Origin of the sequence: Leclercia sp. LSNIH8 (genome assembly GCF_002920195.1) — a bacterium.
Taxonomy (GTDB): domain Bacteria; phylum Pseudomonadota; class Gammaproteobacteria; order Enterobacterales; family Enterobacteriaceae; genus Enterobacter.
The window spans coordinates 172,962-185,313 of the sequence record NZ_PQJY01000003.1; the positions used below are offsets into that span (position 1 = coordinate 172,962).

General features: G+C 54.0%; 15 protein-coding genes. 10 read left to right on the forward strand and 5 right to left on the reverse strand.

The window, feature by feature from the left end; translation table 11 throughout:
• Positions 1–122 precede the first annotated feature (122 nt).
• Together C3406_RS09285 and ymcF are read left to right on the forward strand one after the other, a co-directional pair.
• Positions 123–1,385, forward strand: a complete 1,263-nt coding sequence (locus C3406_RS09285; RefSeq protein ID WP_103822098.1) for a Y-family DNA polymerase — start codon at positions 123–125, stop codon at positions 1,383–1,385.
• 80 nt (positions 1,386–1,465) lie between these two features.
• Positions 1,466–1,687 (forward strand): cold shock small protein YmcF, encoded by a 222-nt coding sequence (ymcF, locus tag C3406_RS26825; RefSeq protein WP_476629934.1) that lies wholly within the window; start codon positions 1,466–1,468, stop codon positions 1,685–1,687.
• A gap of 114 nt (positions 1,688–1,801) precedes the next feature.
• Here ymcF and C3406_RS09290 read toward each other — a convergent pair whose 3' ends face one another.
• The gene (locus C3406_RS09290; protein WP_103822097.1) at positions 1,802–2,479 is read right to left on the reverse strand and encodes an SOS response-associated peptidase; all 678 of its coding nucleotides are present in this window, start codon (positions 2,477–2,479) and stop codon (positions 1,802–1,804) included.
• 561 nt (positions 2,480–3,040) lie between these two features.
• Here C3406_RS09290 and C3406_RS09295 point away from each other — a divergent pair.
• On the forward strand, positions 3,041–3,523 hold the full coding sequence (locus C3406_RS09295) for a glutathione peroxidase (protein WP_103822096.1): 483 nt from the start codon (positions 3,041–3,043) through the stop codon (positions 3,521–3,523).
• Positions 3,524–3,592: 69 nt separating this feature from the next.
• Here C3406_RS09295 and C3406_RS09300 read toward each other — a convergent pair whose 3' ends face one another.
• The 4 genes from C3406_RS09300 to C3406_RS09315 form a co-directional block, all read right to left on the reverse strand.
• Positions 3,593–4,624, reverse strand: coding sequence for a methionine synthase (locus C3406_RS09300; protein ID WP_103822095.1), 1,032 nt, complete (start codon positions 4,622–4,624; stop codon positions 3,593–3,595).
• A 28-nt stretch (positions 4,625–4,652) separates the two neighbouring features.
• Positions 4,653–5,636 (reverse strand): DUF1852 domain-containing protein, encoded by a 984-nt coding sequence (locus C3406_RS09305; RefSeq protein WP_103822494.1) that lies wholly within the window; start codon positions 5,634–5,636, stop codon positions 4,653–4,655.
• A gap of 172 nt (positions 5,637–5,808) precedes the next feature.
• The gene (locus C3406_RS09310; protein WP_103822094.1) at positions 5,809–6,579 is read right to left on the reverse strand and encodes a hypothetical protein; all 771 of its coding nucleotides are present in this window, start codon (positions 6,577–6,579) and stop codon (positions 5,809–5,811) included.
• A gap of 1 nt (position 6,580) precedes the next feature.
• The gene (locus tag C3406_RS09315; protein ID WP_103822093.1) at positions 6,581–6,778 is read right to left on the reverse strand and encodes a hypothetical protein; all 198 of its coding nucleotides are present in this window, start codon (positions 6,776–6,778) and stop codon (positions 6,581–6,583) included.
• A gap of 476 nt (positions 6,779–7,254) precedes the next feature.
• On the opposite strand from C3406_RS09315, the gene ycgZ reads away from it, so the two are divergent.
• The 7 genes from ycgZ (at position 7,255) to C3406_RS09350 (ending at position 12,350) form a co-directional block, all read left to right on the forward strand.
• Positions 7,255–7,494 (forward strand): regulatory protein YcgZ, encoded by a 240-nt coding sequence (gene ycgZ / locus C3406_RS09320; protein ID WP_103179748.1) that lies wholly within the window; start codon positions 7,255–7,257, stop codon positions 7,492–7,494.
• A 137-nt stretch (positions 7,495–7,631) separates the two neighbouring features.
• Positions 7,632–7,931: a hypothetical protein gene (locus C3406_RS09325; protein WP_103822092.1), complete on the forward strand. Its 300-nt coding sequence runs from the start codon at positions 7,632–7,634 to the stop codon at positions 7,929–7,931.
• A gap of 15 nt (positions 7,932–7,946) precedes the next feature.
• Positions 7,947–8,225 (forward strand): biofilm development regulator YmgB/AriR family protein, encoded by a 279-nt coding sequence (locus C3406_RS09330; RefSeq protein WP_103822091.1) that lies wholly within the window; start codon positions 7,947–7,949, stop codon positions 8,223–8,225.
• A gap of 217 nt (positions 8,226–8,442) precedes the next feature.
• Complete coding sequence (locus tag C3406_RS09335) at positions 8,443–8,718, forward strand: metal/formaldehyde-sensitive transcriptional repressor (RefSeq protein ID WP_103822090.1); 276 nt, start codon at positions 8,443–8,445, stop codon at positions 8,716–8,718.
• Positions 8,719–8,747: 29 nt separating this feature from the next.
• Positions 8,748–9,866 carry an S-(hydroxymethyl)glutathione dehydrogenase/class III alcohol dehydrogenase gene (locus C3406_RS09340; protein ID WP_103179746.1) on the forward strand — a complete coding sequence of 373 codons (1,119 nt, stop codon included), beginning with the start codon at positions 8,748–8,750 and terminating at the stop codon, positions 9,864–9,866.
• 175 nt (positions 9,867–10,041) lie between these two features.
• A complete protein-coding gene (locus C3406_RS09345; RefSeq protein WP_103822089.1) occupies positions 10,042–11,733 on the forward strand; it encodes a methyl-accepting chemotaxis protein in 1,692 nt (563 codons plus the stop codon).
• 164 nt (positions 11,734–11,897) lie between these two features.
• Positions 11,898–12,350: an energy transducer TonB gene (locus tag C3406_RS09350; protein ID WP_103822088.1), complete on the forward strand. Its 453-nt coding sequence runs from the start codon at positions 11,898–11,900 to the stop codon at positions 12,348–12,350.
• Positions 12,351–12,352 lie beyond the last annotated feature (2 nt).

Sequence of the window (12,352 nt, forward strand, 5' to 3'; positions counted from 1 at the left end):
GTAAGCACCTTGATTTGTTCGAAAAATCATTGATACTGTATATATATACAGTTAAACGGATTTGAGACTATGCTATTCACCTTCCCGCGCATTGCTGCGTTCGTTAAAGGGCGCAAATAATCATGTTTGCGCTTGTCGATGTGAACAGTTTCTATGCTTCGTGCGAGACGGTGTTTCGCCCGGATCTGAAAGGGCGCCCGGTGGTGGTGCTGTCGAATAACGATGGCTGCGTGATTGCCCGCAGCGCCGAGGCGAAAGGGCTGGTGACGATGGGGGCGCCTTATTTCAAACAGAAAGAGATCTTCCGCCGCCACGGGATTGTCGCCTTCAGCAGTAACTATGAGCTGTATGCTGACATGAGCCATCGGGTGATGACCACCCTGGAAGAGCTCACGCCGCGGGTCGAGATCTACTCGATTGATGAGGCGTTTTGCGATCTTACCGGGGTCAGCAACTGCTATAATCTGGACGCTTTTGGCCGCGAAATCCGCCGAACGGTACTGCAACATACACACCTCACCGTCGGGGTAGGGATTGCGCCCACCAAAACCCTCGCCAAACTGGCAAACTTTGCGGCAAAAAAATGGCAGCGGCAGACCGGCGGCGTGGTCGATTTATCCGGCGTTGAGCGTCAGCGCAAGCTGATGGCGGCGCTGCCCGTCGAAGAGGTATGGGGCGTCGGGCGACGGTTGAGTAAAAAGCTCAATGCGATGGGCATTCATACCGTGCTGGATCTGGCGAACACTCCCACCGCCCTGATTCGCAAGCATTTCAGCGTGGTGCTGGAGCGTACCGTTCGCGAGCTGCGCGGCGAGTCCTGTCTGGGTTTTGAGGAGTATGTTGCCCACAAGCAGGAGATTATCTGCTCCCGCTCGTTCGGCGAGCGGATCTCAGACTATGAGGCGATGCGCCAGGCCATCTGTAGCTATGCTGCCCGCGCCGCCGAGAAGCTGCGGGCCGAGCACCAGTACTGCCGGTTTATTTCGGCTTTCGTGAAGACCTCGCCGTTTGCGCTGAACGAGCCTTACTACGGCAATAGCGCCTCCGTCAAACTGCTGACGCCAACCGAAGACAGCCGGGACATCATTAACGCGGCGACGCGCTGTCTGGATCTCATCTGGCGAGAGGGGCTACGCTATCAAAAAGCGGGCGTCATGCTGGGGGATTTTTTCAGCTCTGGCGTCGCGCAGCTTAATTTATTTGATGAAAATCCGCCGCGCCGCAATAGCGAAAAGCTGATGGCTCTCGTCGACAAATTAAATGAGCAAGGGCGCGGAACAATCTGGTTTGCGGGGCAGGGAATAGAGCAGCAGTGGCAAATGAAAAGGGAGATGTTGTCTCCGCGATATACCACACGTTTTTCGGATTTACCGCGCGTCAAATAAATTGCTTTCACTAAAATAGTGCAAAGCCTGAACGTAAATATTTGTCGAACAGGAAAGATATATCCCTGGACGATCAATAATTGCGCTATGGTGGTGGCTCTACACACCTGCCCGGAGGTGCTATTTCCAACATAAAATTTGAGTGCCCGGTTTGCACGAGCAAGCGGTTTCGTTTTACCTCTTTTAGCCCTACGCAAACCCAACCTCATGGTGCTGTCTGTTCCGTCTGTGGAACCCGACTCACCGCACACTCATGCGTGCCAATGCCAAAAAGAAGACGCTGGCCAAAACAGGTAGTTTAGGTGTTAAAGGGGGGCTAATTCTGGCCCTCCCGATAAATGATTTTGCCGCTACGTTGACGACATTTTATATTAACTGCCGTTTCGTTATTTCTGAAAAAATAGCGTGCTTTATTTTTACGGCTCGCTTATTTTATTGATTAATTCTGGCCCCTGATTTTTTACGTTTCCCACCGCCCGGGTGACAGGATGCCAGTGGAAATCATCTGCGGGAACGGCACCGGTCTGCGCTATCTCTTCAGCTTCTTTGCTGCTTACCGTCTCGCGAAGCCATTCACGTGCCGCCTGCGGCGTCAGCACCAGCGGTCGTCGGTCGTGAATATCCACCAGCCCTTTGTCCGCTGCCGCGGTCACAATCAGGAATCCTTCCGCTTCATCCCCGCGCTCGAACGGCGTACTGCCGATGGCGGCCATAAAAATGGGTTGGCCGTCGGCGCGGGAGATAAAGTAAGGCTGTTTTTTCTCTCCCTCTTTTTTCCACTCAAACCAGCCGTCGGCAAAGACAATTGCCCGGCCATGGTTCCATAGCGGTTTAAACATCCGACTGGTGGCGGCGGTCTCCTGCCGGGCATTGATCAGCGGGGCTTTATCCCACCAGCCAGGGGCGTAACCCCAGAATACCGGGTCGAGATGCAACAGATCGTCGCGTTCGCTGAGCAGCAGCACTTTGGTGCCGGGCGCAACGTTATAGCGCCCGATGGGTTCCGGGTCGTAGGGGATATCGCAGTCTGCTTCATCCGCCAGAAAAGCAAGATACTCTTCCCGGGTCTGGGCCTGGGCGAAACGTCCGCACATAGTTACCTCCGGTGGTTTTTCTTAAGTATAGAGGGTGAATTTCCCGGAACTGTAACCTCAGCGGCGGACGGTTGGGCTAAAAGCGATTAACGCGTCACCACCACATCGGTAAAGGTGAAGCGTTTTGGTTGCCCGTCGGCGTGATAGCCGATGCGCAGCGTGCTGGCCGGTAACCGAAAAACGAGTAGATGGAATAACACCAGAATCAGGCGTATTGATGGGAATATCTACCGGGATGATGCTGCGTCAAGCATCGGGCATCTCAGGCGGGTTTAAGACCCCTCCGGATGACAAAATCCATCGACTAACTGCTTCAGAAGGCAAATAAGCCCGGCCAAAATCAGCAGAAAGGCCAGCGCGGTGAATAAAACAATCGTCATCCTCGACTCCATGTTCTCAGTTTTGTTTGGTAAAAATCTTAGATCGCATTTTTTATTTGTCATTATCTTCCGGGTATTTTTCTTATTGCTGGCAGATTCGATACCGGTCAGAGGCGGACATATCCAGGATGAGGCCCTATACTCCTCCACGCCTGAAAACCTACTGCTCTGAGGATCCCAGATGACGGCCTTTCATCAACTTACGGCCACCAGCCTGCGCGGTCAGCCCATCTCTATGGCCGACTATGCGGGGAAGGTTGTGCTGGTGGTGAACACTGCCAGCCAGTGTGGCTTTACACCCCAGTACGCTGGTCTTGAAAAACTCTACAAGAAGTATGCCGACCAGGGGCTGGTGGTGCTGGGTTTCCCCTGCAATCAGTTCGGTAAGCAGGAGCCTGGCGGCGCGGACGACATTGCCCAGACCTGTCACGTCAATTACGGCGTCAGCTTCCCGATGTTCGGGAAAGTGGAGGTCAACGGCGCAACAGCGCATCCTCTGTTTCGTTATCTGAAAGAGGCGTTGCCCGGCGTACTGGGGGGACGAATCAAGTGGAATTTCACCAAGTTCCTCATCGGACGCGACGGCAAACCGCTCAAACGTTTTGCACCGATGACCACCCCGGAGAAAATGGAAGCCGCTATCGTCGCTGCACTTGAACGCTGATTAATGCAGGCGAACCAGAGAGATGAGAGGGGAAAAGCCGGGCGCGCTGCGCTTGCCCGGCCTGAGGACTTATCGCGCCGCCAGCTCCCGGCGGATAATCTCTGCTCCTGCGCTTAACGCATTGAGCTTGCCGTTAGCCACCTGACGGGACAGGGGCGCCATTCCGCAGTTGGTCGACGGGTAGAGCTTGTCGGCATCCACAAACTGCAGCGCTTTGCGCAGCGTAGCGGCCACTTCCTCTGGCGTCTCGATGGTGTTGGTTGCCACATCAATGGCGCCGACCATCACCTTTTTACCGCGGATTAGCTCCAGCAGATCCATCGGCACGCGCGAGTTGTGGCACTCCAGCGAGATGATATCGATATTCGAGGTCTGCAGTTTGGGGAACGCCTCTTCGTACTGGCGCCACTCTGAACCCAGCGTTTTCTTCCAGTCGGTGTTGGCTTTGATGCCATAGCCGTAGCAGATGTGGACAGCGGTTTCGCACTTCAGCCCTTCAATGGCGCGCTCCAGGGCGGCGATCCCCCAGTCATTCACCTCATCAAAAAAGACGTTAAAGGCGGGTTCGTCGAACTGGATAATATCGACCCCGGCCGCTTCCAGCTCTTTGGCCTCCTGGTTGAGAATTTTTGCAAACTCCCAGGCCAGTTTTTCCCGGCTTTTGTAGTGGTTGTCATAGAGCGTGTCGATCATGGTCATCGGACCCGGCAGCGCCCATTTGATCGGCTGGGTGGTGAGCTGGCGTAAATATTTCGCATCATCAACGAACACTGGCTTCTGACGGGCCACGGCGCCGACCACGGTCGGCACGCTCGCATCATAGCGGTTACGGATTTTAACCACCTCGCGTTTCTCAAAATCGACGCCGCTGAGGTGCTCGATAAAGGTGGTGACAAAGTGCTGGCGCGTTTGCTCACCGTCGCTGACGATGTCAATGCCAGCCCGCAGCTGATCGTCGAGGGACAAACGCAGCGCATCCTGTTTACCGGCGAGCAGTTCTTCGTTCTGCAATTTCCACGGCGACCAGAGGGTCTCCGGCTGTGCCAGCCAGGAGGGTTTCGGCAGGCTGCCGGCAGTGGAGGTGGGGAGCAATGTTTTCATAACAGGTGACCTTATTGTTTTAATTGAATCAACGCGCGTACTGAGCAGACCATTGCTCAAGAAGAGTTTTGTACGGCTTGATAAAGTGTTTCTCGGTAAATTTTCCCTGCTCAATGGCCAGCTGGCTACGCTCTTCGCGGTCGTAAACAATTTTGGTCAGGGAGTGATCCTCGTTAGTCAGGCTGGGCTGGTAACAGTGCCCGGCGACCGAATTCGCGTTGTAAATTTCCGGGCGATAAATCTTCTGGAATGTCTCCATCGTACTGATGGTGCCGATAAGCTCCAGGAAGGTGTAGTCGCTCAGCAAATCGCCGGTAAAGAAAAACGCCAGCGGCGCGGCGCTGTGTGGCGGCATAAAGTAGCGCACCTGCAGGCCCATCTTTTTGAAGTACGCTTCTGTTAACGAAGAGCCCTGTTGCTGGTACTCAATGCCTAAAACAGGATGGGCATTACCGATGCGGTGATAGACATTTTTATTGGAGACGCTGAGGCAGATAACCGGCGGCTTGTTGAAATTGGCCTTATATTCATCGGAATTAACGAAGTGCTTAAAGATATTGCCGTGCAGTTCGCCAAAATTAGCCGGAATGGTGAAGGTCGTCTGCTGTTTATTATGATCCGGCAGAAGAACGCTGAAATCGTAATCCCGGACATAAGAGGAGAAGTTATTCCCGACGATCCCTTCAATGCGCTCGTTGGTTTTTTTATCAATGATGTTGGTTTTTAAGATTTCAATCGCCGGGAAGGTGGCGTGATTGTCTTCTCCCGCGATATTCATCTCTACGGAGATGATGTCCAGCTCTACGGAATAACGATCGCCTTTCGGGTTGTCCCAGTGCGCTAACGCATTGAAACGATTGTCAATCATCACTAACGTATTGCGCAGGTTCTGCTGACGGCTTTCCCCGCGGGCGAGGTTGGCAAAGTTAGTGGTGATCCGCGTGTTTTCGGATGGGTTGTAATTTTCATCGAAACGACTGTGGGTAATCGTGAAGGTGAAAGCGTTATTCATGGTGATGTTTCCCGGCTCTGACATAAAGACTGAAATCCCCTCGCGGTTACAGAAGTCAGTCTGTATGTTGCTAATACGTTAATATGGCTTAAGTTATGCCAGAGCCGGGGAGGGAGTGAAAGCGACTAAATTTCATTGCAACATGAGTCATCTTCATGATGGTGAAAAAATTTCACTCTGCACTCTCCGTATGCCGTTCCAGATCCAGCGCACTGGCGCTGGCGGGGTCGAAAAGTGAAAGACTTTCAATTTGATCTAGCATGATGACCTTGCGAAACGCCATGGCGCTTTTGGGCTGTGAATCGAGCGTAATATCGTGGTCGGCATACCATTTACTGTAGTTATGCTCAATGCGCAGGCTCAGCGTCTCGCCGTCGCGGTAGCCGCTCAGCATCGGGATCAGCACGATGTTGGCGGTCTTTTCATATTCCAGGGTTGCGGTATGGATCATCCCGATATAAATCCGCCGCGATTTCAGCGTCACCAGCGCCAGTTCGCCTTCTTCCATGCACTGATAAAGCAACTGTTCTATCCCGCTGGCTTGCGACAGGCGCTTGTAAAGCTGCTTGCGGCCTTCGCCGTCCAGCCTGGCGCTGCCCGCCCAGTTCGAGCGATAGAGACAAAACAGAATGGCAAAAGCCAGCATCACCACCACCGGCGCCTGGATGCCCAGAAAGCTCCAGTTCATAAAATCCACTTGCCAGTTGGCGTTGTCCTGGGCAGTTAAGTGGAAGGTATTGGCAGTGTAAGAGAGCCCGAGCAGCAACAGCCAAAGCAGGCTGGTGGCGATCACGCCCTGCAAAACGAAGATACAGCCGTACAGCGCGACCAGAAAATAGACATCCCAGCCAAAGGAACGCTTAATTTTGAACCGGGTGGAGAGGTCACGACTGGTGTACCAGTATCCGCTCACCATCAGCACCATAAAAATCGCTGTTCCCATATCAGGCCCTCTTCAGCGCGTTAACATGGCGCAGGAAGTCCTGTCGCACCTCTTTGCTTTTATAGTTGACCGAGGCGTTACCATCCTGATCGATAATGATGCGGTCCCCGTCCTCCACGGCCTCAATAATCTCCTGCTGACTCATCACCTGTAGCAGCGCCTCAGGGCTGGAGAAAATGGAGGTAAACAGGCGTCTCATAGCGTGGGCTCCTTATAGACAAAAAGCCTAAGCATGGTAGGGAATTGAGAATATTGCCTTAAGGTTATGCTGAAAAGCACCAGGTTACGTTCAGCCCTTTGCTCCTCCACGCCACCGGAGTCATGTTAATCATTAACGTGTCATTGACGTAGCGGAAGTTGTACAGCCTGGGTGCTGAACTGTGAGGTCAGTAGGGCCGTTTATGATGCGCTGGCAGCTCTGTTTTCAGGCAGAGTTCCATAATTGATGGGTGATAGTTAAGCCTTGTTAATTAATCACTTATATAAAATGGTTTTTGTGGATTTTGAACGCCAGATAATTTTTAGTGCTTTTTAAGGCGTTGTTATTTTTGAAAATAACTTAGGCTGCTATTTAAAATCTCAAAAAGTTGTACAATGAATATGTACAACTATGGCGGTTTAGTATATTTTTAACATCACTTTAACCCCTAACCTAAACGTCAATCCGGAGCACCTATGCGAGGTAACAGTTCGCGCCAAAGTTCAGCTGAGGCTATCACCGCCTATTTTAATAAAGCCAGTCTGCGTAGCCAGCAGGAAACGCTGGGGCTCATTGTCGGTGAAATTCTGAATGAGGGACGTAATCTGAGCCGTCTGGCTATCTGTACCAGGCTATTACGACGGGTAGAAGAGACGGAAGATGAAGCAGAAATTGCCCACTATAATGAGCTTATCGCACTGTTTTTTGAACGATAGAGAGTGTTAGCGCTTCTGTGGCTTAAAGCAGTCGATATAGGAGTTTGCGCAAAGAGGGTAAAGCACCTTACGCAAAATAGTATATTGATAGTGCGATGAGAGGTAGCCCGGCTACGTTCAGTCGCGTGAGAACAGTTATGCATAGAACGAAATCTGAAAAACTGAGGGACGATCTTATTGGCGAAGCTGTGTTGTTAATTTTAAAAGACAACGGTCCTATAAATTTTAAGACGCTGGCCGTTAAACTGAAAATTATGGCCAGCATAGAGCGTGATGTTGAAAGACGAAGTGCGCTGTCGGCGGCAGCATTAGAGGTTGAGCAAAAGGTTAAATCCAGTAGTGGCATACAGACAGAAGTCAGAAGTCATTGTTATGTCAACAGAATGCACCATTTTATGGTGACTGATACTCAGCATAAATACGATAAAAAACATTAACCTTGAGTGGATAATATGGAACCTAATATTTCTCAGCACACACCGCATTTCAATGCCCTTCAGGATCAGGCGCTGGCATCCTACTTCCGTTCAGCCGGCGGTGCCTTGTCCGTTGAGTCTGCCATATTAGGTTCAGCGATAAGATGTATTATTCTCAGTGGTGATAACCTCACCAATAAGCAAATTATTCTTCAGTTAATTTACGCGCTTGAACAAACATCGGATGAAGAGGCTGCCGATGTCATACGTAATACGCTCGAAATTGTTGTGGGTTTCACGCAGGATGATATTTAAGCATCCCTTATGCCTGCGGAAGCCGCGTACTAAAGGTCGTGTAAAATAGCCGACGCCAACTGCCCTTAACCAGGGCAGGAACATATCCTGAACTATCATCACACCTGTCCCAGCCTGATTTCCCTATCCCACCGCGACACCTCTCTGAATATTCACGTTTACAGCGCTCTGTAAAATAAAATACTATACCCCCCTACAGTATCCAGGAGCCTCTCCCATGCCACATTCATCTGAAGACAAAAAACGTGTCCTGACGCGTGTGCGCCGCATTCGCGGACAGGTCGATGCCCTGGAGCGGGCGCTTGAGTCCGGCGAACCTTGCCTTGCTATCCTGCAGCAAATCGCCGCGGTGCGCGGCGCTGCAAACGGGTTGATGGGCGAGATGGTCGAAATTCACCTCAAAGATGAGCTGGTGACGGGCGATACCACCGCCGATCAGCGGGCTGTAAGAATGGCGGAAGTCGGCCATTTGCTGCGCTCTTATCTAAAATAAACACCTGACATCACTAAAAGGAAAGTAAGATGAAATCACGTGCTGCTGTTGCATTTGGCCCTGGCCAGCCGTTGAAAATCGTTGAAATTGATGTGGCGCCACCCAAGAAGGGTGAAGTGCTGGTCAAAATCACCCACACCGGCGTGTGCCACACCGACGCGTTTACCCTGTCGGGTGACGATCCGGAAGGCGTTTTCCCGGCGGTGCTCGGCCATGAGGGCGGCGGCGTGGTGGTGGAAGTCGGCGAGGGCGTCACCAGCCTGCAACCGGGCGATCACGTCATCCCGCTGTACACCGCTGAGTGTCGCGAGTGTAAGTTCTGTAAATCCGGCAAAACCAACCTCTGCCAGGCGGTGCGCGCCACACAGGGTAAAGGGCTGATGCCGGACGGCACCACCCGTTTCTCATACAACGGTGAGCCGATCTATCACTACATGGGCACCAGCACCTTCAGCGAATACACCGTCTGCGCCGAAATCTCGCTGGCAAAAGTGAACCCACAGGCGCCGCTGGACAAGGTCTGTCTGCTGGGCTGCGGCGTCACCACCGGTATTGGTGCCGTCCACAACACCGCCAAAGTGAAAGAGGGCGATACCGTGGCGGTATTCGGTCTGGGCGGCATCGGTCTGGCGGTGATCCAGGGCGCGGTACAGGCGAAAGCTGGACGCATTCTGGCGGTGGACACCAACCCGGAAAAATTCAAGCTGGCGGGTGAGATGGGCGCGACCGACTTCATCAACCCGAACGACTACGACAAGCCCGTTCAGGACGTCATCGTTGAACTCACCGACGGCGGCGTCGACTTCAGCTTTGAGTGCATTGGTAACGTCAACGTCATGCGCGCGGCGCTGGAGTGCTGTCACAAGGGCTGGGGCGAAAGCGTGATCATCGGCGTGGCCGGTGCGGGTCAGGAGATCAAAACCCGTCCGTTCCAGCTGGTGACTGGCCGCGTATGGCGTGGCTCCGCGTTTGGCGGCGTGAAAGGGCGTACCCAGCTGCCGGGCATGGTAGAGGACGCGATGGCGGGCAAAATTCAGCTCGATCCGTTCATTACCCACCGCCTGCCGCTGGATCAGATCAACGAGGCATTCGACCTCATGCACGAAGGGAAATCCATCCGTACCGTTATCCATTTCGGCGATAACTGATAAACCTTCTCTCTCCCGCTGCGCCTTTATGGGCAGCGGGACGACATCTCTTTAAAAATCATTGCGAAATTGTGACCCGTGTTGCGATTTTAGCCGTAATCAAATTCTCGGTAGTGCCGATGACTATTTTACAGGCGTGTTTCCACGCATCTTACCTATGAGAGAGTCAACGGCTATGGACACAACAACAACAGTTCGGGCGCAACATAAGCTGGGCTTCCTGCATCACATCAGGCTGCTTCCGCTTTTCTCCTCGATTTTGGGTGGCATTATTTTGCTGTTTGCCCTGAGCGCCGGGCTGGCAGGTTATTTTTTATTGCAGGCCGATAAGGATCTGCGAGATGTGACCGCTGAAATTCAGGTACGTACTGGGTTATCAAACAGTTCAAACCATCTGCGCACAGCGCGTATCAACATGATCCATGCGGGCGCTGCCAGCCGTATCGCCGAAATGGATGAGATGAAAAAGAACATCGCGGAAGCGGAACAGCGGCTCAAACAGTCACAGGATGGTTTTGCCGCCTACATGAGCCGTGGCGTTCGTACCCCGGCGGACGAAGCGCTGGATGGCGATCTGAAGACGAGCTACCAAGCCTACATTGATGGCATGCAGCCGATGCTGAAATATGCCAAAAACGGCATGTTCGAAGCCATCATCAACCACGAAAACGAGACGGCGCGTCCGCTGGATGATGCCTATAACGCGGTGCTGCTGAAGGCGATCAAGATCCGTACCGACCGCGCCAATATGCTGACCGAACAGGCGCATACCCGCACCCAGCTGGGGCTGATGTTTATGGTCGGCGCCTTTGGTCTGGCCCTGGTGCTGACGGTGATCACCTTTATCGTACTGCGTCGCACGGTGATTAACCCGCTGCAGCGCGCGGCGAACCGTATTGCCCATATCGCCAAAGGCGACCTGACGCTGGCGGAAGATCTGACCGGGCGCAGTGAAATTGGCCGTCTGACCCACGATCTGCAAACCATGCAGCGCTCGCTGGTGAATACCGTGGGCACCGTGCGCCAGGGAGCGGAAGAGATCTACCGTGGCACCAGCGAAATCTCCGCTGGTAACACCGATCTCTCATCCCGTACCGAGCAGCAGGCCGCGGCAATTGAGCAGACCGCAGCCAGCATGGAACAGCTGACCGCCACCGTGAAGCAGAACGCCGATAACGCGCACCACGCCAGTAAACTGGCGGAAGATGCCTCCGGTAAAGCTAGCCGCGGCGGCCAGATGGTCTCCGGGGTGGTGAAAACCATGGGCAACATCTCCAGCAGCTCGAAGAAAATCTCTGAAATCACCGCGGTGATCAACAGCATCGCCTTCCAGACCAACATCCTGGCGCTGAACGCCGCGGTGGAAGCCGCCCGTGCCGGTGAGCAGGGGCGCGGGTTTGCGGTGGTCGCCAGCGAAGTCCGTACGCTGGCCAGCCGCAGCGCCAACGCCGCGAAAGAGATTGAAGGGCTGATCAGCGAGTCGGTTTCGCTCATCGATCAGGGCTCCGGGGAAGTGGTTGCCGCAGGCAACACCATGAGCGAAATCGTGGAAGCGGTTAAACGCGTCACCGATATTATGCTGGAGATTGCCGCCGCTTCCGACGAGCAGAGCCGGGGCATTGTGCAGGTCAGCCAGGCGATCTCGGAGATGGATAAAGTGACCCAGCAGAACGCCTCGCTGGTGGAAGAAGCCTCTGCCGCCGCGGCCTCGCTGGAAGATCAGGCTGCCCGTCTGACTGAAGCGGTAGGCGCTTTCCGCCTGCAGGGTATGGGCCAGGCCCGCAGCAGCAGTAAAGCGGCGCCTGTCGCGCCAGCCGCACCGCTGCGTCCGGCGGTTGCCGATGGTGATAACTGGGAAACCTTCTGATCCCCAGCCGCATCCTGCCGGGTGGCGCTGCGCTTACCCGGCCTACAAAACCGTAGGCCCGTGCAAGCGAAGCGCCGCCGGGCAAAAAAGGGTTCATGTTTCGACATGAACCCTTTTTTTATTCCCCGCTATGATGGATGTAAGGGCTCAAGAGGAACAGGACGATGAAACGATTTACGCAGGTGGTTTGCACAGCGTGGTTACTGGCCGGGTGTGCCTCTGGCGGCAGCGTGGGGGTTGGCGGCATCGGGATCGGCGGCGGCGGGGGGAGCAGCGGAGTGGGTGTCGGATTATCCTTCCCGGTGGGCGGCAGCACATCGACCGTCGATAACGGGCAGGCGGACTGCGACGGCGACGTATACCGGGTGCAGCCGCGCTATCCTGAGCAGGCCGCGGCGCAGAAATATTCCGGCAGGGTGACGGTCTCGTTTAACGTCAAGCTCAATGGCCGCGCGACGGATTACCAGGCCGCAGGGGATAAACCCTTCTTCGAGGAGACAAAACGCGCCGTCTTACGCAGCTGCTGGCCAGCTGGCGTCCATCAGAACCTGGTGGTCAGTTACCAGAACGGCACAACGGCGACCTGGATCGAAAATTCTCTCTCCGCTAAGCCGTAGAA